This window comes from Pontimicrobium sp. MEBiC01747, from assembly GCF_053601635.1.
Genome location: NZ_JBSHNS010000151.1, coordinates 1 through 20,205, shown reverse-complemented (window position 1 = coordinate 20,205; position 20,205 = coordinate 1). Strand labels below are relative to the sequence as shown.

21 protein-coding genes are annotated in these 20,205 nt (G+C 30.9%); 12 read left to right on the top strand and 9 right to left on the bottom strand.

Going from position 1 to position 20,205, the window contains the following annotated elements; genetic code table 11:
- Positions 1-45: 45 nt before the first annotated feature.
- From ACVC2P_RS04235 to xrtF, 4 genes are all read right to left on the bottom strand, one after another.
- Positions 46-774: a heavy-metal-associated domain-containing protein gene (locus tag ACVC2P_RS04235; RefSeq protein WP_452597240.1), complete on the bottom strand. Its 729-nt coding sequence runs from the start codon at positions 772-774 to the stop codon at positions 46-48.
- 79 nt (positions 775-853) lie between these two features.
- Positions 854-1,267, bottom strand: coding sequence for an HYC_CC_PP family protein (locus ACVC2P_RS04230; protein ID WP_452597248.1), 414 nt, complete (start codon positions 1,265-1,267; stop codon positions 854-856).
- 72 nt (positions 1,268-1,339) lie between these two features.
- Positions 1,340-1,768, bottom strand: coding sequence for an exosortase F system-associated membrane protein (locus tag ACVC2P_RS04225; RefSeq protein WP_452597239.1), 429 nt, complete (start codon positions 1,766-1,768; stop codon positions 1,340-1,342).
- Positions 1,761-2,312 carry an exosortase family protein XrtF gene (gene xrtF, locus ACVC2P_RS04220; protein WP_452597238.1) on the bottom strand — a complete coding sequence of 184 codons (552 nt, stop codon included), beginning with the start codon at positions 2,310-2,312 and terminating at the stop codon, positions 1,761-1,763. The genes ACVC2P_RS04225 and xrtF overlap by 8 nt, the downstream gene beginning before the upstream one ends.
- A gap of 91 nt (positions 2,313-2,403) precedes the next feature.
- Here xrtF and ACVC2P_RS04215 point away from each other — a divergent pair, with 91 nt between their 5' ends.
- On the top strand, positions 2,404-2,862 hold the full coding sequence (locus tag ACVC2P_RS04215; protein ID WP_452597237.1) for a GAF domain-containing protein: 459 nt from the start codon (positions 2,404-2,406) through the stop codon (positions 2,860-2,862).
- 154 nt (positions 2,863-3,016) lie between these two features.
- On the opposite strand, the gene ACVC2P_RS04210 is transcribed toward ACVC2P_RS04215, so the two are convergent.
- Positions 3,017-3,274, bottom strand: coding sequence for a hypothetical protein (locus ACVC2P_RS04210; protein WP_452597236.1), 258 nt, complete (start codon positions 3,272-3,274; stop codon positions 3,017-3,019).
- A gap of 131 nt (positions 3,275-3,405) precedes the next feature.
- Here ACVC2P_RS04210 and purH point away from each other — a divergent pair, with 131 nt between their 5' ends.
- The 8 genes from purH to ACVC2P_RS04170 all read left to right on the top strand — a co-directional run bounded on the left by purH (position 3,406) and on the right by ACVC2P_RS04170 (position 12,278).
- A complete protein-coding gene (purH, locus tag ACVC2P_RS04205) occupies positions 3,406-4,938 on the top strand; it encodes a bifunctional phosphoribosylaminoimidazolecarboxamide formyltransferase/IMP cyclohydrolase (protein ID WP_452597235.1) in 1,533 nt (510 codons plus the stop codon).
- Between the two features lie 339 nt (positions 4,939-5,277).
- The gene (locus ACVC2P_RS04200; RefSeq protein ID WP_452597234.1) at positions 5,278-6,306 is read left to right on the top strand and encodes a rod shape-determining protein; all 1,029 of its coding nucleotides are present in this window, start codon (positions 5,278-5,280) and stop codon (positions 6,304-6,306) included.
- Between the two features lie 14 nt (positions 6,307-6,320).
- Positions 6,321-7,142, top strand: a complete 822-nt coding sequence (gene mreC / locus ACVC2P_RS04195) for a rod shape-determining protein MreC (RefSeq protein ID WP_452597233.1) — start codon at positions 6,321-6,323, stop codon at positions 7,140-7,142.
- A complete protein-coding gene (mreD, locus tag ACVC2P_RS04190) occupies positions 7,135-7,647 on the top strand; it encodes a rod shape-determining protein MreD (RefSeq protein WP_452597232.1) in 513 nt (170 codons plus the stop codon). The genes mreC and mreD overlap by 8 nt, the downstream gene beginning before the upstream one ends.
- Positions 7,644-9,548, top strand: a complete 1,905-nt coding sequence (gene mrdA, locus ACVC2P_RS04185; protein WP_452597231.1) for a penicillin-binding protein 2 — start codon at positions 7,644-7,646, stop codon at positions 9,546-9,548. The genes mreD and mrdA overlap by 4 nt, the downstream gene beginning before the upstream one ends.
- On the top strand, positions 9,532-10,803 hold the full coding sequence (gene rodA / locus ACVC2P_RS04180) for a rod shape-determining protein RodA (RefSeq protein ID WP_452597230.1): 1,272 nt from the start codon (positions 9,532-9,534) through the stop codon (positions 10,801-10,803). Before mrdA ends, rodA begins: the two co-directional genes overlap by 17 nt.
- Positions 10,804-10,829: 26 nt before the next feature.
- Positions 10,830-11,573, top strand: coding sequence for an alpha/beta hydrolase (locus tag ACVC2P_RS04175; protein ID WP_452597229.1), 744 nt, complete (start codon positions 10,830-10,832; stop codon positions 11,571-11,573).
- 96 nt (positions 11,574-11,669) lie between these two features.
- Positions 11,670-12,278, top strand: a complete 609-nt coding sequence (locus ACVC2P_RS04170) for a hypothetical protein (RefSeq protein WP_452597228.1) — start codon at positions 11,670-11,672, stop codon at positions 12,276-12,278.
- Between the two features lie 4 nt (positions 12,279-12,282).
- On the opposite strand, the gene gldC is transcribed toward ACVC2P_RS04170, so the two are convergent.
- Positions 12,283-12,615: a gliding motility protein GldC gene (gene gldC / locus ACVC2P_RS04165; protein ID WP_452597227.1), complete on the bottom strand. Its 333-nt coding sequence runs from the start codon at positions 12,613-12,615 to the stop codon at positions 12,283-12,285.
- Positions 12,615-13,577, bottom strand: coding sequence for a gliding motility lipoprotein GldB (gldB, locus tag ACVC2P_RS04160; protein WP_452597226.1), 963 nt, complete (start codon positions 13,575-13,577; stop codon positions 12,615-12,617). The genes gldC and gldB overlap by 1 nt, the downstream gene beginning before the upstream one ends.
- 62 nt (positions 13,578-13,639) lie before the next feature.
- On the opposite strand from gldB, the gene nadE reads away from it, so the two are divergent.
- Together nadE and ACVC2P_RS04150 are read left to right on the top strand one after the other, a co-directional pair.
- The gene (gene nadE / locus ACVC2P_RS04155) at positions 13,640-14,428 is read left to right on the top strand and encodes an NAD(+) synthase (protein WP_452597225.1); all 789 of its coding nucleotides are present in this window, start codon (positions 13,640-13,642) and stop codon (positions 14,426-14,428) included.
- Between the two features lie 100 nt (positions 14,429-14,528).
- Positions 14,529-15,167 carry a response regulator gene (locus ACVC2P_RS04150; RefSeq protein WP_452597224.1) on the top strand — a complete coding sequence of 213 codons (639 nt, stop codon included), beginning with the start codon at positions 14,529-14,531 and terminating at the stop codon, positions 15,165-15,167.
- Here ACVC2P_RS04150 and dnaG read toward each other — a convergent pair.
- Positions 15,150-17,108: a DNA primase gene (gene dnaG, locus ACVC2P_RS04145; protein ID WP_452597223.1), complete on the bottom strand. Its 1,959-nt coding sequence runs from the start codon at positions 17,106-17,108 to the stop codon at positions 15,150-15,152. The two genes, ACVC2P_RS04150 and dnaG, sit on opposite strands and share 18 nt — an antisense overlap.
- A 251-nt stretch (positions 17,109-17,359) precedes the next feature.
- On the opposite strand from dnaG, the gene ACVC2P_RS04140 reads away from it, so the two are divergent.
- The gene (locus ACVC2P_RS04140; RefSeq protein WP_452597222.1) at positions 17,360-19,006 is read left to right on the top strand and encodes an HYR domain-containing protein; all 1,647 of its coding nucleotides are present in this window, start codon (positions 17,360-17,362) and stop codon (positions 19,004-19,006) included.
- Positions 19,007-19,109: 103 nt separating this feature from the next.
- On the opposite strand, the gene ACVC2P_RS04135 is transcribed toward ACVC2P_RS04140, so the two are convergent.
- Positions 19,110-20,177 carry a hypothetical protein gene (locus ACVC2P_RS04135; RefSeq protein WP_452597221.1) on the bottom strand — a complete coding sequence of 356 codons (1,068 nt, stop codon included), beginning with the start codon at positions 20,175-20,177 and terminating at the stop codon, positions 19,110-19,112.
- Positions 20,178-20,205 lie beyond the last annotated feature (28 nt).

Sequence of the window (20,205 nt, the reverse complement as noted above, 5' to 3'; positions counted from 1 at the left end):
AGCGTATTTTTAATTAATTTGTTTGCTTTAACAATGTCTGTTCTACTACAAAAACTGTTTAATTAACATAATAACTGCCATAACTATCATTATTGTATTTTCAATAAAAGTTGCCTTAGTCATTGGTAATTTTAAAGCAGTGCCCAAACAAGCACATTTTATCGCTCTTTTGCTTAGTAAAGACTGTGTTACACCAATTGTAGTTATTCCTAAAATAATTATAGTAAGGATTAATGCCAATGAAATTTGAATACGAAATAAAAACAAGACACCTAGTGCTATTTCTATAAAAGGATAAACAACAGCATAACTTGGAATCGCTTTAGCTAAAGGGTCGTACATTTTAAAAGATTCTGGAAACCCTTTTAAATCTAATAATTTAAAAAAGCTAAAGACGATATAAAATATCCCCATAAAATCGAGCATAAAACCAGACCAATCCCAATTTTTATAATGCAACCCTATTGCTATTAATAAAATATATGTGAAAATTAAAAATAAAGGCTTTAACTGTTTTAATTCACTTTCATGAATTAGAGTATGCTTTTCTTCACTATTTGCATTATTATCATACTTCTTAGAAATCGTAAATTTTTCTGGTAGAGCGTCTTGAAGTACTTTAAGCGAAATATGCTTGGAAGATTCTAAAACAGCTTCCTCTTGTCTTAAATTTACAGAGACATTATTTACATATTCTAATGCGCTTAATTTTGTTTCTACAGAATTTCTACAGCCATTACAGGTCATTCCTGTAACTGTATATGTATATTTCATTTGCTTTTAATTTGAGTTATTAACTATTTAGTCATACTTACTATATTATATAAATAGTAGAGCATAAAAAAGCAATAAATCAAATTAAAAATACGCTGTCTAATAGTTGAATATTGTAGACCAAATTGGGTGGAGCATAATGCTCATGTGGTATTATTTTCTTGGGAAGCTTTGTATATATAGACTCAAAAGAATAAGTAAGTATAGCAGCAAAGCCTTGTAAAGACTTCTCTACATCATCAAAATCGTTAATTCTTAATTCGTCTTGCCCTTCAACAACTTCAACAACATCTTTACAACATTTTTTTGTTGTAATAACTTCTTGTTGCAGGTTAGAGGTTTCCATGCCGCACTTCTGTACTACATCAAAAATAGATATGTCTATTAGTTTATTACCACAATAATGCTTTTCAACTTTTAAAGATACCGTTGAAAGTAACACCAGTAGCGCTAAACTTAAAGAAAATAATTTATATGCAATTTGTTTAACCACATACAAACTTACAAAATTTGAAGTTATAATATTAAGTTTAAAACAGGATTAACACTGTTATTATTTTTTACATCACACTCCTTTTCTGTGATAATAAAATGCTGGTAATAAAAGTAATAAGAGTAAAGGTTGTATTAAAAAACGTCGAATATTAAAAAACAGATAATACTCCTCTTGTTTAGGGTTAGTTACAAAATATAGAAAGCATGCAATTAAAATACAGTAAGCAACAATATATAGTAATAACGAAAACTTAACGATACTAATATCTTTAAAAAAAACAAAGAGTATCGCTAATGAAACGACTGTATTTAAAAGATACCGTAAGCTAGTAAATAGCGTTAGTTTAAATGTTTCTTGACGAGGAGAATCTAGATACAAATAATCACTTTGAAAAAAGGTTAAATAAGGGTCGTAAAACAGCTCATTTTCAAATAAGCGAATTAAAGCTAATATTCCAAATAGTATAAACAGCCAAATGTATTTTTTGTATTTATCCATTGTTTTTTCCAATATTAGAAAATTTGTTTACCCATAACATCCATAGTAAAAATACCATACCATATATAATAGCAGGAAAAACAACTGAATGTAAAACTTCGCTTCGCCAAGGATAATGGTATAACCCAATGGACAAAATAACAATTCGAAATAAATTAACAATATAAATGGCTATAGCTCCAATTAATACAAATAGAATTGTTGTTTTTCGTTTTCCAGAAAATGCAATAACAAATGAAATAAAAAGTATAATTATACTAACCGAATTACAACCCTCTATTACCCTTGCTAAGTATTTTTCTCTAACAATTAACTTCATTGAAGGCTCATCTGGGTGTGGTACAACTTTAGAAGCATAGCCTATAGTGTTTAATATAGCTTGTGTTTGGTCTGCAACAAGATTAGTTATATAATCAGGATAATAATTAAAATCTTTAGAGGCATCTAAATATAATTTATACCCAAAAGACAATACACCATACACCAATAAAAATGTAAGGATAAACTTTATTACAGACTTATATTTTATAAGAAGTGCTTTCAATATTAATTTTAACTTATTGCTGTTAAATTTATACAAATTAAAACGTTGAAATTACGTCTTTTTAAATACTTTTGCCAAAATTTTTATACCTATGATTTTTGAAACATTAAAACCGCAAATAGAAACTATCATTTCCAATGCCAATAATACTCTAGATGACAGCTTATTACAAATATGCGAATTACTTGAAGCTAACATTGAGTACTATAATTGGGTAGGGTTTTATTTTAAAAATGGTGATAAAAATGAATTAAAGTTAGGGCCTTACGTTGGTGAACCTACTGACCATACTATTATCCCTTTTGGAAAAGGCATTTGCGGGCAAGTAGCAGTAAGTAATGAAAATTTTGTAGTACCAGATGTAGCAGCACAAGATAATTACATTGCTTGCAGTATTACTGTAAAGGCAGAAATTGTAATTCCTATTTTTGTTAATGGTGAAAACATTGGGCAGATAGATATCGATTCTAATACGCCTGACCCTTTTACAGAAGCAGATGAGCGTTTTTTAGAGTTTGTTTGCGAAAAGGTTGCTGGGTTATTAGTTTAAATTCTCTATGAGAAATAGTATGTAATTTAGACCTTTCAGGTTTTTAAAAACTAACTATTTATATCTATTTTAAAAGAAAACAATTAATATATAAAGACCTTTCAGGTTTTAAAACCTGAAAGGTTTCGAATAAAAATAATACTCTTTTCTACATTTAATTGTTTTGCTCTCTTTTAAAAACTGAAAGTATAAACCTAACAATAATAGTAATGAGCCCAATAATTATTAATATAATAACCGTTGGTGGAATTAACCCTTTCCAAAACTGAATATTAGTAATATCCCAAGCCCAACCTACAGTTTTATTTACTCCATAAGTTTTATCTGTCGTTAAAAAGTATATAATAAACGTAGTAATTAACACGATTGCTGTTATTATATATAACTTCCAAAAACTTAATTTTGTCTTCATTCTGCTAATATACAAAACCACTACAGCGTTATTGTTGATAACTCTAAAATTTAGTTGAAAAAATGACTGGGAATTAGCTAATAAAAATTCAGCAATTTATTACATTTGATGGCTTATTAAAACAACTACTAATGAGCAACAACAAAACAATTAAATCTGCATTAATTTCTGTATTTAGTAAAGATGGTTTAGAACCAATTGTACAAGAATTAAACGCGCAGGGTGTCACTATTTATTCTACTGGTGGAACCGAAAAATTCATTAAAGACTTAGGTATAGATGTCGTTCCTGTAGAGGATGTAACCTCTTACCCTTCTATTTTAGGTGGTCGTGTAAAAACATTACACCCAAAAGTATTTGGTGGTATTTTAAACAGACAAAATCATGATGGAGATGTTGCAGAAATGTCAGAATACGACATTCCGCAAATAGATGTCGTTATTGTCGATTTATATCCTTTTGAAAAAACAGTAGCTTCTGGTGCTCCTAACCAAGATATTATTGAAAAAATTGACATTGGTGGTATTTCTTTAATTCGTGCAGCTGCAAAAAATTATGCAGATGTTATTTGTGTATCATCTGTAAACGATTATGCAGAGTTTTTAGAATTAATAACAGAGAAAAAAGGAAACTTATCTGAAGAAGATAGAAAAGCGTTTGCAGCTAAAGCATTTAACGTATCGTCTCATTACGATTCTGCTATCTTTAATTACTTTAACCAAGACAATAACATTGCTGCTTTAAAGGTTTCTGAAACTAATGGAAAAGTTTTACGTTATGGTGAAAATCCACATCAAAAAGGATTTTTCTTTGGAAATTTTGATGAAATCTTCACAAAACTACATGGTAAAGATTTAAGTTATAATAACTTATTAGATGTTGATGCTGCTGTAAATTTAATGGATGAGTTTAAAAACGACGCACCAACATTTGCTATTTTAAAACATAATAACGCTTGTGGCTTAGCACAACGCGATACATTACACCAAGCCTATGTAGATGCATTAGCTGGAGATCCAGTTTCTGCTTTTGGTGGCGTTTTAATTTCTAATACAGAAATTGATTTAGAAACCGCTAACGAAATACACAAATTATTCTGTGAAGTTGTTATTGCTCCTTCTTTTTCAGATGACGCTTTAGACGTTTTAAAAGGAAAGAAAAACAGAATTCTTTTAGTTTTAAACGATGTAGAATTAGCGCAAACTATCGTTAGAACCTGTTTAAATGGTGTTTTAGTACAAGATAGAAACAATATAACAGACAGTAAAGATGCTGTAACTAATGCAACAAAAACAGCCCCTACAGATGCTGAGTTAGATGATTTAATCTTTGCTTCAAAAATTTGTAAGCATACAAAATCTAACACTATAGTTTTGGTAAAAGGCAAGCAATTATGTGCTAGCGGTACAGGACAAACAAGTCGTGTAGATGCTTTAAACCAAGCGATACATAAAGCTGGTTCTTTTAATTTCGATTTAAAAGGAAGTGTAATGGCTAGCGATGCTTTTTTCCCTTTCCCAGATTGTGTTGAAATTGCAAATAAAGCAGGTGTTTCGGCGGTAATTCAACCAGGAGGCTCTATTAAAGACCAATTAAGCATTGATTACTGTAATGATAATGGCGTAGCAATGGTATTTACAGGTACGCGTCACTTTAAACATTAAACATATTCCTGCGTAGGCAGGAATCTCATACTATGATTAGAATTATATAATATTAGTCCATCATATTTATTAGCTCAGACTCGTCAGGTTTTAAAAACCTAACGGGTCTTTTAAAAAGTTAAAATATCATTCTAAAAATCTTAAAAGCTTCAGACTAGTAATCTGAAGCTTTTTTTATGCCTAATTTTCAATAAAAACATCCAAAATAGGGTTAAAAACCGTAAATAATTCAGCACTAAAAAATTATACAATAACTAAATGCAATTAACTCCTTTTTTTTCGTTAGATTTATTATTTTTACACACTCTTATTAATAACTCTCTATAATTACACACAAATATGGGATTTTTTGACTTCCTAACCGAAGAAATCGCAATCGATTTAGGTACGGCGAATACACTTATTATTCACAATGATAAAGTTGTAGTAGATGCACCTTCTATAGTTGCCAGAGACCGCATTTCTGGTAAAATAACCGCTGTTGGTCAAGAAGCCAATATGATGCAAGGAAAAACGCATGAAAACATTAAAACAATTAGACCTCTTAAAGATGGTGTAATTGCAGATTTTGATGCTTCTGAGCAAATGATAAGTTTATTTATTAAAAATATTCCTGCGTTAAAAAAGAAATTATTTACCCCTTCTTTACGTATGGTTATTTGTATCCCATCTGGAATTACAGAAGTAGAGATGCGTGCGGTAAAAGAGAGTGCCGAGCGTGTTAATGGTAAAGAGGTATACTTAATACACGAACCTATGGCTGCTGCCATTGGTATTGGTGTAGATATTATGCAGCCTAAAGGAAACATGATTGTAGATATAGGTGGTGGTACTACAGAAATTGCTGTGATTGCTTTAGGAGGTATTGTTTGTGATAAATCTGTAAAAATTGCAGGTGATGTATTTACAAACGATATTATTTATTATATGAGAACGCAACACAACTTATATGTTGGTGAGCGTACCGCAGAAAAAATTAAAATACAGATAGGTGCCGCAACTGAGGATTTAGATCTTCCTCCAGAAGATATGAGCGTTCAAGGTCGTGATCTATTAACGGGAAAACCTAAGCAAGTACAAATATCATATAGAGAAATTGCTAAAGCATTAGATAAATCTATTCTTAGAATTGAAGATGCTGTTATGGAAACCTTATCGCAAACACCACCAGAATTAGCTGCCGATATTTACAACACAGGAATCTACCTAGCTGGTGGAGGATCTATGTTACGTGGTCTAGACAAACGTCTATCGCAAAAAACAGATTTACCTGTATATATTGCAGAAGACCCTTTACGTGCTGTTGTTCGTGGTACAGGTATTACACTAAAAAATATTCCTAAATACAAAAGTGTATTGATAAAGTAGCACCCTAAAATAATATGCAACAAATAGTAAACTTCATTATACGAAACAAAGTATTCCTATTGTTTCTATTACTATTTTCTGTTTCTATTGGTTTTACTATTCAATCGCACACTTACCATAAAAGTAAGTTTATAAATTCTGCTAATTTTTTAAGTGGAGGTGTTTATAATGCTTCAAATAGTATTAGCGATTATTTTGATTTAAAAGAACAAAACAAAATTTTACAGGAAGAAAACAATAGGCTTAAATCTATTCTTTTTAACACAGAAAAAGGACTAGATTCTACCTACATAGATAGTATTTCTTTCAATGGAAAATATAAGTTTAGTACAGCACAAGTTATTAAAAATAGTTATTCTCAAAAGAACAATGTGCTAACTATAAATAAAGGAACTAACGATAGTATCCATTTAGATTTAGGAGTTATTACCTCTAAAGGGCTTCTAGGTATAATAGACAATACAAGTGCAGATTACGCTACAGTTTTATCTATTTTAAATACAACTAGTAGTATTAGTGCCCAATTAAAAAAAACAAACCATTTTGGTAGCTTACACTGGAATGGAGTCTCTGAAAAAAACATCCAACTTACAGAAATTCCCGAAGTAGCTCCAGTAGCTAAAGGAGATACTATAATAACTTCTGGAAGATCAGACATTTTCCCTAAAGGGGTTCCTATTGGTATTGTTAAAGATTTTAAATTAGATGAATCTGAGAATTACTATGATATAGAGGTGACCTTATTTAATGACATGACTAATATTGAACATGTATACATTATTGAAAATAAAGACGCTAAAACGATTAAAAAACTTATAGAAAGAGCCAATGAATAGTCTTTTTTCTATACATACCGTTAGGTTTATAATCTTAGTACTAATTCAGGTTTTATTATTAAGCCATATTAATTTTTTAGGTTATATAAACCCCTATTTATACTTATTATTTATCCTTCTGTATCCTATAAAAAACAATAGAATGTTATTTATTTTTCTTGCATTTTTATTAGGCTTGTCTGTAGACATGTTTTTAGATTCTGGAGGAATGCATGCAGCGGCTTCGCTTACTATTGCTTATATAAGACCAGTAGCTTTAAAATTTAGCTTTGGTTCTGTATATGATCCCCAAACAATAAAGTTTGGAGCTATAGATTTTGGACAGCGACTAACGTATATTACTATTCTAACTGTTATTCATCATTTTATTTTATTCTCGCTAGATATTTTTAACTTTTCTAAAATACTTTTAATCCTTAAAAACACGTTATTCTCTAGCATATTCACTATACTATTATGTGTTTTAGTTTCTATAATTTTTAGTAGTACCAATAATAAAAAATGAGAAAAATATTATTATTCCTTTGTGTTATATTTGTAGGTTTAGCATTTACTGCAAGACTACTCTACTTACAAGTTTTTTCTAATAGAATAGAAAGCATATTCGATGATAATGCCATTAGAAAAGTATATACCTATCCTAAACGCGGTTTTGTTTACGATAGAAACGATAAACTTTTAGTTGCCAACCAACCATCATACGATGTCATGGTAATTCCTAGAGAAGTTGAACCCCTAGATACCTTAGAGTTTTGTTCTCTTTTAAAAATTACTAAAGATCAGTTTATAGAAAAGTATAAAAAAGCTAAACACTATTCGCCTAGATTGCCTTATGTTTTTGTTTCTCATCTATCTAAAGAAGACTATGCTGTATTACAGGAAAAAATGAGAAAATATGATGGTTTTTATATTCAGAAGCGTTCATTACGACAATATGAAACCACTATTGGCGCAAATGTTTTAGGAGATATTGGAGAGGTTAATAATAAAGATTTAAAAAGAGATGCCTATTATAAAATAGGTGACTTAATAGGTAAACAAGGGGTAGAAGTTTCCTATGAGAAAACATTAAGAGGGAGAAAAGGGATTAAATTTATTCAAAAAGATAGGTTTAACCGTGATATTGGTCCTTATAAAAATGGAGATTACGATACATTACCTAAAGCCGGAAAGGACATAAAAATTACTATAGATGCGCAACTACAAGCTTATGGCGAAAAATTAATGCAAAATAAACGTGGTGGTGTTATAGCAATAGAACCTAGTAGTGGAGAAATTTTAGCTATGGTTGCAGCGCCAACATATAACCCAAATGATTTAGTAGGAAGAAAGCGCTCAAAAAACTTCTCAAAATTATTTAACGACTCAATCGCTAAACCTCTTTTTAATAGAAGTATTCAAGGTGTGTACGAACCAGGCTCCCCTTTTAAACTAATGAATGCTTTAATTGGTTTGCAAGAAAATGTAATCAACACTTCAGAAAAAATTACATGTTATGCTGGTTATAAATATGGGAACAGATTTATGAAATGCCATTGTGTTCCTGGCTCCAAAAACGATATGTCTCGAGGTATTGAAAAATCTTGTAATGCCTATTTTGCAACAGTTTATAGACGTATTTTAGATAAAACAGGATCGGCTACAGATGGTATAAATAATTGGAGTAAACATGCCAAAAGTTTTGGTTTAGGAGATTATTTAGATAATGATTTATCAGTAGGTCAGCCAGGTAGAATTCCCGATAGAGAATATTATAAGAGGCTTTATCCCAAACGTTTTTATTCTACCTATACTATTTCTAATGCAATTGGTCAAGGAGAAGTAGCAACAACACCTATACAATTAGCTAACATGATTGCTGCAATTGCTAATAGAGGTTACTACTACACACCGCATATTATTAAATCTATAGAAGGAGAAACTTTACCTGAAAAGTTTACTACTCCAAAACATACTACTATAGACAAAAAACACTTTGAACCAGTAATTAACGGTATGTTAGATGTTTATAAAAAAGGTACAGCTAAGTCATTACAAGTTGAAGGTATTGATATTGTTGGAAAAACTGGAACCGTAGAAAACTTTATAAAAATAGATAGCGTACGCACACAACTAACAGACCACTCAATATTTGTAGCATTCGCACCTAAAGACAACCCTAAAATTGCTATCGCAGTATTTGTTGAAAATGGCTATTGGGGAAATCGATTTGCTGGAAAAGTAGCAAGTTTAATGATAGAAAAGTATATAAAAGGTACTATTAGCAGAACAGACTTAGAGCGTTGGCTTCTCACTCACAGTTTAGAAAATGAATATGCAAAACCCTATTCGGGACAACCTTTTAAAATAAACGGAGAGACAGAGTTACAAGTTATACCAATGCCGGCAGATGAGACAGACAGATAGACACTTTAAATTCGATTGGGTTACCATTTTATTATTTTTCGCCTTAGTCATTTTTGGGTGGCTAAATATACTATCGGCCTCACAAACAGGAGAAACTATAGATTACTTTGGATTTTCTGATCCATACAGTAAGCAACTAATTTTTATAGGTTTAACCCTTTTTTTAATTGTACTAATACTTTCTATAGATTCTAAATTTTATGAACGCTTTTCTAGTATAATGTATTTAGCCTCCCTACTATCTCTTGTAGGTTTATTTCTTTTTGGAAAAAATATTAATGGAGCTACCTCATGGTATGCTATAGGCCCTATGACTATACAACCCAGCGAATTTGCAAAAGCTGCAACCGCTTTAGCTGTTGCAAAATATATAAGCGATTTACAAACCGATATTAAACGTTTTGAAGACCAGATAAAATTATTTGTTATTATTACCATTCCTGCACTTTTAATTTTATTACAAAAAGATGCTGGAAGTACTTTAGTATATGCGTCTTTTTTCTTTGTATTGTATAGAGAAGGGCTTCCAAAAATATATTTAATTATTGGTTTTCTAATTCTTTTAATATCTATAGTATCTCTTAAATTTGGTGTTTTAGCAACAGGCATTGTGGCTTTAATTGCAATACCAATACATCACTTTACTAAACGTAAAAAACCCTCTTTTTTACAACCTGTTCTAATTTTTATTACAGTTTTAATTATTTCTTTTGGAGTAAAGTATACGTTTAACCACTTACCTTCTCACCAAAAAGAGCGTATTACTATATGGTTAAGTCTTGAAAAAGACCCTATTAAGTTAGAACGCATGAAAAAACGAGCGGCATATAACCTTAATGAATCTGAAAAAGCAATTAGCGCCGGAGGGTTAAAAGGAAAAGGGTTTTTAGAAGGCACTAGAACTACTGGTAAATTTGTTCCAGAGCAACATACAGATTATATTTTTAGTACTGTTGGAGAGGAATGGGGCTTTTTAGGTAGCTTTATGGTTGTAATCGTTTTTATTGCACTTATACTTCGTGTATTGCATTTAGCAGAACTTCAAAAATCTCAATTTAGTCGAGTTTATGGCTATTCTGTTGCCTCAATATTCTTTTTACACTTTATGATTAATATTGGTATGGTTATGGGGCTAATTCCTACCATAGGGATTCCTTTACCCTTTTTTAGTTATGGTGGTTCTGGCCTTTGGGGTTTTACTATTTTATTATTTATTTTTATAAAATTAGATTCTAATAGAATTAATGAATGGTAATTTTATTACTTAAAAAATAAATAATTATGAAAACACTAATAGGTCTTTTTCTATGTCTTTTAATTTTACCAAAAATTGGCAATGCTCAAAATAAAACTACTTCTAAAGAAGTCTCATTTTTAACAAAAGATAGCATAACTATTAATGCTACTTTTGCTACCCCCAAAGTAACCAGTAAAAAAGGCCCTGCTTTAATTTTAATTCACCAAGGCGGCTCTACAAGAAAGGAATGGCAAGCATTATCGCTTTGGAATGACTTATTGGCTGAGGGCTACGCTATTTTAGCATACGATATTAGAATTCATGGTACTTCTGGAAAAGACAATGGTGATATCTACGACTTATTTAACAACCCAAATCGTGCACCTTTAGATCTTTTAGCTGCTATTAATTTTTTGAAAAATGAAAACCAAATAGATACTAACCAAATTGGTATTATTGGAGCTTCCATAGGAGCTAATTTAGCATGTGTTGCGGCTGCTTCAAATGATTATAACATAAAATCTATAGTTGCTTTATCTGCTAAAACTAAAGCTGCAAAAAACTTAAGTGGCTCTAAAGAAGTACTAATGTTTAAAAACGCCTTTTATATTGCTTCAAAAAAAGAACAAGATGGAATGCGCGCCAAATGGGCAAACGAATTATTTTCTAAAACTTCTGGGCATAAAAAAATAATAATTGCAGATGGAGATAAACATGGTTCTTTTATTCTTAGAGAAAACCCCAATATACAATCTGAAATTTTAAAATGGTTTAAAAAAACATTATAGCCACATAAATAAAAATTGTTCTATTTTTATAATAGTATATAACACTATTTTTCGCTAAGTGTTTTTTATAAAACTTCTGCTTATTTTATTTAAATTATGAATAAAGAAAAACGTATCGATTATTTTTTACAGCTGGTTATGGTTATTTTAGGCGTGTTTTTAGGCATGTTAGCTTCAGATTGGAATAGTGAAAACAACTTTAATCAAAACAAATTAAATCTTTTAAACGGTTTAAAAACTGAAATACAGAGTAATGTAAACTATCTTAAGTCTAGAAAATCTAAAGACATTGAACCTTTTTTTAAATCCCTAGACAGTTTAAGTGCTCTTTGGAATGCTGATAGTACATTTTTAAAACAATCTTACGTTGGTGATATTGAAAAGTTTCCAAAATTTCCTGAGCTTGGTAGAGCTAAACTAGATGATGCTATGTTTGAAGCAACAAAATACAGTAACATTCTTTCAAGTTTTGAAATTGAATTGCTTAAACAGATTACAAAAGCTTATAACCTCCAATATAACATAGAAGACCAGCACTACAAGTTCTCACAAAGAATCACTTTTGCAGATACTGGGTCTACTAACGAAGAAGTTAAAACGTTAATGTGGCAAATAATGCAAGATTATTTTGGCAGCCAGTATATCTTAATAAAAGAGTATGAAGCTACAATTGAGCACATTAACATTTTAATTGCAGAAAAATAGATGTCTATTTTTTAAGCTCCAATTTTTCTGCAAAATAATCACAGAAATCCTTCATTGTTGCTGTCATTCTTTCATCTTGTGTTGCTCTATTAAAGGTATCACTCATAGCAACCAAGGTTTGATGAAAAAACACTTTCATTTCATCTACAGGCATATCCTTAGTCCATAAATCTATTCTAAGAGATTCTTGCTTCTTGGAGTCCCATACAGAAAGTAACATTGCTTTTGCTTCTTCATTTTCAATGCCACCATCTTTAGCTGTCCAAGCTAATTTTTCAGGCACTCTGTTTTCGTCTAATTCTATATCAAGTACTATTTTAGATTTTATATTTTGCATTACCTTCTTGGTTTAAACTTTGCTTTATTAAAAATATTTTCAGGGGTTTCATTTAGCATTTCTTGTAATGTTACATCATTATTTTTCATAAATGCCCTTACAATTTGCCAACCTATATATTGTCCTATCCTACCAGGAGATTCACCATCTATTTCTTCTAAATAAAATTTAGAAAACGGTGCAGGGTTTATAAATCTGTTTGGTAATTTAGAGTCTGTACTATATAGTAATTCTCTATCTACAAAATAACGCCATATATACTCTTCATTAACTCTTGCCCAGTCTAATTGCGCCTCTGTATAACCAATTTTTTCTGCATCGGTTTTAAACGGAATCATTTTATCTTTAAAATACAAAATCTTCCCTGCATAAATAAACTCGTCTAATAACGTTTTTCGTTTTGCTTGATATATGTATTTTTTCGCATACTTTTCTGCCAAATCCACAACAATTTGATCCGGTTTCATATTAGCTCTAATGTAGCTTTGAATGCCTTCATAAAAATGATGTTTTTCTCCTAAGTAGGTATCTAAAGAAATTAGTGTAATGGTATCTGTAACTATAACTTTATTTCTGTAATCTACAGAAGAGGTTGTTGTTACTACTCTTGGTTCTTTAAACCCCCTAAAATAGTACTTTAAGTGCTTAAAAAGGGCTTCTATTTCTAACGTCTCTTTAGCTAGTGTGTTAAATGCCTTATTTGTTTCTTTATGCAGTTCTATTTGTAAAGTATCCTGTTTTTGTACAATCCAAAATGTGTCTTTATATTTTTTAGGAAACATAAAAGGAAATGCTTTTTTCAATTTTGGCAATTCGCTAATTGGTGTTTCTACAAAAGCTTTATCAAACCGCTCTATAGTTACATTAACATCTAACTTGGCAATTTCAGCTTCAACTTTATCTTCATCTTTACATGAGAAAATTGTAAGCGCTATTAAAATGTAAATAATGTAAGACTTCATCTACTATATTTATTATTTTTGTTAAGCAAAGGTACTATTCTTTGTGTTAAATTCTTTATAAAATGCAAACAGAAAAAGTTATCAATCATATTGTAAATTGGTTAAAAGATTACGCTATTAACGCAAAAGTTAATGGTTTTGTTGTTGGAATCTCTGGAGGAATTGATTCTGCTGTGACCTCAACATTGTGTGCAAAAACTGGACTAGATGTTTTATGTATAGAAATGCCTATTCACCAAGCTGAAAGTCATGTATCTAGAGCACATGAGCACATAAAGCAATTAAAAGACCGCTTTAATAATGTTACAGATACAAGAACAGACCTTACTCCTGTTTTTGAAGAATTTAAAACAGAAGTATCCTTAGAGGGTAAACAAGCTGTTGTAGATATGGCGCTAGCAAATACCAGAGCGCGTTTACGCATGACTACTTTATATTATTATGCAGGCTTAAAAGGTTTACTAGTAGCAGGAACTGGAAATAAAGTTGAAGATTTTGGTGTAGGGTTTTATACTAAATATGGAGATGGAGGTGTAGATTTAAGCCCTATTGCAGATTTACTAAAATCTGAAGTTTATGCCATTGGGAAGCATTTAAATGTCCCTAACTCTATTATGCAAGCCGCTCCAAGTGATGGTTTGTTTGGAGATGCAAGAAGTGATGAGGACCAAATTGGAGCCTCGTACCCAGAATTAGAATGGGCTATGCAAATGGATGAAAAAGGGCATGTAGAAACAGATTTTTCAGACAGAAAGAAAGAGGTTTTTAAAATATTTAAACGCTACAATAACTCAAATAAGCATAAGATGATTCCAATACCAATTTGCGAGATTCCTAAAGATTATAAGTAATAGTTGAATATATTGCCAAATTTGCTAACTTTACAAAGCTATTTAATTTATCTATTTATGGCTGTATTGAAGCAGGCATATCTTAAAAAACTTATTAATTATGATCAAACTATTAGTAGTTGATGAACATCCCATTGTTAGGAAGGGGTTAGAATTGGTATTTGATGTATCGCAAGACATAAAATTTATGGGAAGTGTAAGCGATGGAGAAGCCATTTTCGACTTTATAAAAAAGACCCCAGTAGATGTCATCGTAACAGAAATTGACCTTCCAAAACTTAACGGTATTACTGCATTAAGACGATTAAAAAAAGAATTTCCAAGAACAAAAGTTATTATCTACAGCGGACAGCCAGAATATGTTTACGCTGTGAGTGCTATTAAAGCAGGTGCTGCTGGTTTTGTACCAAAAACTGCCGATATTTTAACCTTAAAAGATGCCATTGTTAAAGTTACAAATGGAGATGTTTACTTAAGCCACGAATTAACTCAACGTTTAGCCTTAAGAAATAAAGCAAATAAAACGAGCCCGTTTTATAAAAGATTATCTACAAGAGAAGTTGAAGTATTAAAGCTATTATCTTCGGGTAAACGTAATAAGGAAATTGCTGAAGAATTAAACATTAATGAGAAAACAGTAAGCACTTATAGAGCTCGTTTAATGAAAAAACTAAACGTTACTAATTTAGTTGATTTAGTAAACCAAGCAAATCAATTAGAATTACAGGACGCGCTTTAATTTTCTAGAAAGTAAATTTTTAAGTTTATTATAATCAATTACTTCTTCTAGAATAGTTCTATTAACCTCATTTTTTCGTTCTAAGGTTTGTTCTTTAAAGCCAATTACCTTTTGGTCTATAAGATGGCATCTTAAACTTAAAATGGTTTCGCTTACTAATTGTGCTATAGTTTCTTGTTTTGCTTTAGGAAAAATGTTTTTTCGTTCCCAATCAGATAAGCTATAACGTTCATCGTCCATTAATATGGAAGTGACTTCGTGTGCCATATCTTGATCTATAACGTTGATTAGGTTGTCTAATTTAAAATCTGGATTTTGATTAAGAATATCTATTATTTTATAGTAGATATTCTTAAATTTAGGGTTGGAAAATTCCATTTCATCATCCTGAAGATCTAAGAATACTTTCTCGAAAACTTTAGCTTGATGAATTACGGGTTCTAATACCAATTCTCCATCATCATTTTCTTTTAACACAAGGTCTTCAAAATCTTGTGTTTGGTTTCCATATAATAGCAGAACTTCTATTATTTTTCGTTCTAACACATACTGGATATCTACCTTGGCAACAGGTTCTTGATGCTTTATAACCTCAAAAGCTTTTTGTTGTTTTTGAGTTTCTTTAGCAGTTTCCGCAGTTTCTTTTTTATTTATCTGCGCCATAGTAGTGAATAATACAGCTTCACTTATATCCATTATTCGTGCACATTCCTGAATGTATATTTCCTTTTTTATACGATCTGGAATTTTTGAGATACTATTTATAATATCTCTAATGGTATCTGCTTTTTTTATGGGATCATTTTTAGACTCTTCGTATAAAACAGAAGCTTTAAATTGAATAAAATCTTTAGAGTTTTGTTCTAAATAAACTTTTAACTCTTCTAATGTATTTTGTTTTGCAAAACTATCGGGGTCTTCGCCTTCTGGGAAAGTACAAACTTTAACATTCATTCCTTGTTCCAGAATTAAATCTATTCCTCTTAAAGACGCTCTCATTCCAGCTGCATCTCCATCAAAAAGTACTGTAATGTTTTTAGTCAACCTATTAATTAAACGAATCTGGTCGCTCGTTAAGGCTGTTCCTGATGAAGATACAACATTGTGAACCCCTGTTTGATGAAACTGAATAACATCTGTATAACCTTCTACTAAAAAACAATTATCGTCTTTTGCTATGCTTTGCTTAGCATGATAAATTCCATAAAGTACTTTACTTTTATAGTAAATTTCGCTTTCAGGAGAGTTTAAATATTTTGCAGCTTTTTTATCGTTAGTTAAAATACGCCCTCCAAAACCTAACACACGGCCACTCATACTTTTTATAGGAAACATTACACGACCTTTAAAGCGGTCAAAATGTTTTTCTCCTTTTACAATAGTTAGGCCAGTTCCTTCTAAATAATCTAATTTATATCCTTTTTTTAAAGCATCATCTGTAAAGGCTGTCCATTCATCTAGAGAGTACCCTAAATCAAATTTCTTTATTGTTTCTTCTGTAAAACCACGTTCTTTAAAATAGCTTAATCCTATAGATTTACCTTGATCTGTTTTATGCATTACATTTTGAAAGTATGTGTTTGCATATTCACTAACTAAGTATAAACTCTCACGTTTGTCTGCAGCTTCTTTTTGCTCGTTAGATTGTTCTGTTTCTTCAATCTCAATATTATACTTTTTGGCTAGATATTTTATTGCTTCTGGATAAGTAAAGTGTTCATGTTCCATTAAAAAAGCAATAACGTTACCGCCTTTACCCGTTGAAAAATCTTTCCATATTTGTTTTACTGGAGAGACCATAAAACTAGGTGTACGCTCTTCACTAAAAGGACTTAACCCTTTAAAGCTACTTCCTGATTTTTTTAATTGCACAAAATCTCCTATAACTTCTTCTAAACGAGAGGTTTCAAATACTTGGTCTATGGTGGATTTTGATATCAATATTGAAAAAATTTAATGTACAACAATTAGTATTAAAGATGAGTATATTATACAGTGGTGTAAAAATACTACAATTAAATATCTCTTAAAAATCTTAAAAAAACCTCTATCTCTTTTTGTTAGAATACTTACCAATTTAACACCCAAAAATTACATTATAACCAACTAAAAATCAGTATATCGAGTAAATACCTTAAAAAATAAATAAAGTTTTATATTCATTGTATTAATCAAAATACAACTATATTTTTATGAAAAAAATTACACTAAGTTTTTTATTACTTTTATTTGGCCTTATTACTGTTTCTGCACAGGGCATTTTCGATGATTCTATTCATACAGCTACTAATTTTGGTTCTGTAAACTCTCCTGGTGCAGAAGGTGTTCAGAATGTTATAGATCAAAACTCTAATACTAAATTTTTAGACTTCAATGCTTTTGATGGTATTGGTTTTGAAGTCGATTTATTAGGTGTTTCGCAAACTGCTATTGCTATGGAAATGGTAACTGCTAATGATGCACCTGAGAGAGATCCTAATGCTTTTGAAGTTTTTGGTTCTAATGATGGTACTAATTATACAAGTATAGCAACTGGTAGCATCCCTTGTGTTTCTACTCGTTTTTTTGCTAGAACTTTTTCCTTTAGCAATACCAATAGTTATACTTACTATAGAGTAAATTTTACAGGAACTTGTGGAACTAGCTCTATTAACCAAATTGCAGATGTTCAATTATATACTGCTATTGGAGACCTCCCTGTATTAACTTGCCCTAGCGATATTACTGTAAATAATACTGCGGGACAATGCACTGGTAATGCTACCTATACTGTTACCGCTAATGATACTGAAGATGGCACGTTAACACCTACGTTAATTTCTGGTCTTGCTTCTGGAAGCGATTTTCCTATTGGTACAACTGTTGTTTCTTATTCTGTTACAGATTCAGATAACAATACCGTGAGTTGTAGCTTTAATGTTACTGTTAACGATTCTGAAAATCCTGTTGCAACCTGTCCTTCTAATATTATGGTAGATACAGATCCTGGAGCTGCTACTGCTGTTGTTAATTATTCGGTATCTGCTTCAGATAATTGCTCTACAATTAACCCGCTTACTGGTTTTACTCCATTAGGCACTTTAAATGGTAAAGCTTATTATGTTTCTGATAATGCATTTACAGCAGATAATGCTTACACCGATGCCGTAAACCAAGGTGGATTTGTTGGTACTATTAGAAATAGTGCTGATGCCACTTATCTTTTAAATGCTATGTCAATGGCTGGTATTACAGAAACAGTTCTTATTGGATATAATGATTTAAATACCGAAGGTACTTTTGTATGGCATAGTGGTGATGCAGCCACTTATAGTAATTGGAATTCTGGAGAGCCTAATAATGCTGGTAATGAAGATTATACAACTATAGAAACTTCTGGAGGTTGGAACGATGTTAATACAGCTAATACTTATAAGTATCTTCTAGAATTAAATTATACTCCACAACAAACTGCGGGGTTAGCTAGTGGTAGTGATTTTCCAATAGGTACTACTACTAATACTTTTGTTGTTACAGATGTTGAGGGTAATTCTGTTACTTGTTCTTTTGATGTTATTGTTAATGAGGTGTTAAGTAATCCTTCTTTTAGTTTAGATACTGGTATTACAATGTACCCAAATCCTGCTACGCATAGTTTAACTTTAAAAAACACATCTAATGTTATCCTTGAGAATGTTGTAATCTACGATATTAACGGACGCGTTATTGGTTCTACTAATTTTGATTCTATTTTAGAAGACAAAACAATAGATGTTTCTAGCTTAACTTCTGGATTATACCTTGTAAAAATTAAAGGTAATTCTGGTAGTAGCACTGTAAAACGGTTTATAAAAAAATAACATCTGCTATTAATATATACAAAAGGCAATCTGGAAATTAATTACTTTTTCAGATTGCCTTTATATTTAAAGAAACTAATTAATTGTTATACTGTTTTAGGGACTATTCTATTTCCAGTCTTAATCCTAGTGATAAATTATGCTGTTTTGGCCCTCCGCTTTTAAAGGTTTCCGATAAATCGTATTTAGCAAACAAACTTACATCGTCTAAACCAATATAGGCACCAACTCCATAAACAAAAGGGTTTACATTGTAATCTCTTTTTATTTTTTGCTTCACTCTGTCTCCATCTTCTTTATACCAAAGCTTTTGTTTTGCTCCAAGATTTAAACCTGCATAACCACCAATTCCAAATTTAAGTCCTTTGTTGTAATAACGTATACGGTCTTCTTTTTCTATTTTATGAGATTTCCCAAACTCGAAATAAATTGGCACTACAAGATTTGTTGTTCTAAATTTAGCTTGTTTTAAATCTGTAGGAAAGGTTTCTATTGTTGTATTATTTCCGTTTTGTACAAAAAACTGATTATCTTTTAAATCGTATTTATTCCATTGAAATGACAAACCATATCTTAATCTTATAGCATTAGAGTTTTTTAACACTCTTGTTCTCCATTGAAATCCTAACTCGAAATATCCTGACCCTCCAATTTTGTACGGAGAATCGCTTAAGCTAGCGCCATCCATAATAGCGTTGTTAAGTCCTGCCGAAACGACTAACCCACTTACTGTTCTATAATCATATTTTACTGGCTTTGGTTCTTTGCTTCCTATTACAGTAAGCCCTATTATATTGGCTGCATTATCTCCAAATGTAATTCCAAAGGCCTTGTTTTTATTGGTGTCTAGTTTTAATGGCAGATTATTTCTTTCATTAAATGCTATTTTATTTTCTAAAACCGCTATTCTGTTTTCTATATTTAAGGCTCTTTTTTTAGCGACTTCTTGTTTTAATTCTTCTCCTTTTTCGTAAGTAATTTCTTTTTTACTTACACGCTCGTTAATTTGTTCTACTTCAATCCTTAATGCTTCTTTTTCACCAGATTTAATTTTTTCTTTTAATTTTTCAATTTTACTTTCTTTTGTTTCCCCTTCTGTTTCTTGAGCTGTTAGAGCTAAGCAATAAAAGCTTAATAAAATTACAATAGTGTACTTAATGATAGTTTGCATAATTGTTCGTTTTTTGCCTCCTCATTAC

Excerpts from the sequence above, each read along its gene's own strand:
- ACVC2P_RS04200 (WP_452597234.1), top strand. The coding sequence starts at position 5,278 with ATGGGATTTTTTGACTTCCTAACCGAAGAAATCGCAATCGATTTAGGT.
- ACVC2P_RS04215 (WP_452597237.1), top strand. The coding sequence starts at position 2,404 with ATGATTTTTGAAACATTAAAACCGCAAATAGAAACTATCATTTCCAAT.
- rodA (WP_452597230.1), top strand. The coding sequence starts at position 9,532 with ATGAGACAGACAGATAGACACTTTAAATTCGATTGGGTTACCATTTTA.
- ACVC2P_RS04210 (WP_452597236.1), bottom strand. The coding sequence starts at position 3,274 with ATGAAGACAAAATTAAGTTTTTGGAAGTTATATATAATAACAGCAATC.
- ACVC2P_RS04235 (WP_452597240.1), bottom strand. The coding sequence starts at position 774 with ATGAAATATACATATACAGTTACAGGAATGACCTGTAATGGCTGTAGA.
- mrdA (WP_452597231.1), top strand. The coding sequence starts at position 7,644 with ATGAGAAAAATATTATTATTCCTTTGTGTTATATTTGTAGGTTTAGCA.
- ACVC2P_RS04150 (WP_452597224.1), top strand. The coding sequence starts at position 14,529 with ATGATCAAACTATTAGTAGTTGATGAACATCCCATTGTTAGGAAGGGG.
- mreD (WP_452597232.1), top strand. The coding sequence starts at position 7,135 with ATGAATAGTCTTTTTTCTATACATACCGTTAGGTTTATAATCTTAGTA.
- ACVC2P_RS04175 (WP_452597229.1), top strand. The coding sequence starts at position 10,830 with ATGAAAACACTAATAGGTCTTTTTCTATGTCTTTTAATTTTACCAAAA.
- gldB (WP_452597226.1), bottom strand. The coding sequence starts at position 13,577 with ATGAAGTCTTACATTATTTACATTTTAATAGCGCTTACAATTTTCTCA.
- ACVC2P_RS04170 (WP_452597228.1), top strand. The coding sequence starts at position 11,670 with ATGAATAAAGAAAAACGTATCGATTATTTTTTACAGCTGGTTATGGTT.
- purH (WP_452597235.1), top strand. The coding sequence starts at position 3,406 with ATGAGCAACAACAAAACAATTAAATCTGCATTAATTTCTGTATTTAGT.
- ACVC2P_RS04140 (WP_452597222.1), top strand. The coding sequence starts at position 17,360 with ATGAAAAAAATTACACTAAGTTTTTTATTACTTTTATTTGGCCTTATT.
- ACVC2P_RS04225 (WP_452597239.1), bottom strand. The coding sequence starts at position 1,768 with ATGGATAAATACAAAAAATACATTTGGCTGTTTATACTATTTGGAATA.
- nadE (WP_452597225.1), top strand. The coding sequence starts at position 13,640 with ATGCAAACAGAAAAAGTTATCAATCATATTGTAAATTGGTTAAAAGAT.
- gldC (WP_452597227.1), bottom strand. The coding sequence starts at position 12,615 with ATGCAAAATATAAAATCTAAAATAGTACTTGATATAGAATTAGACGAA.
- mreC (WP_452597233.1), top strand. The coding sequence starts at position 6,321 with ATGCAACAAATAGTAAACTTCATTATACGAAACAAAGTATTCCTATTG.
- ACVC2P_RS04135 (WP_452597221.1), bottom strand. The coding sequence starts at position 20,177 with ATGCAAACTATCATTAAGTACACTATTGTAATTTTATTAAGCTTTTAT.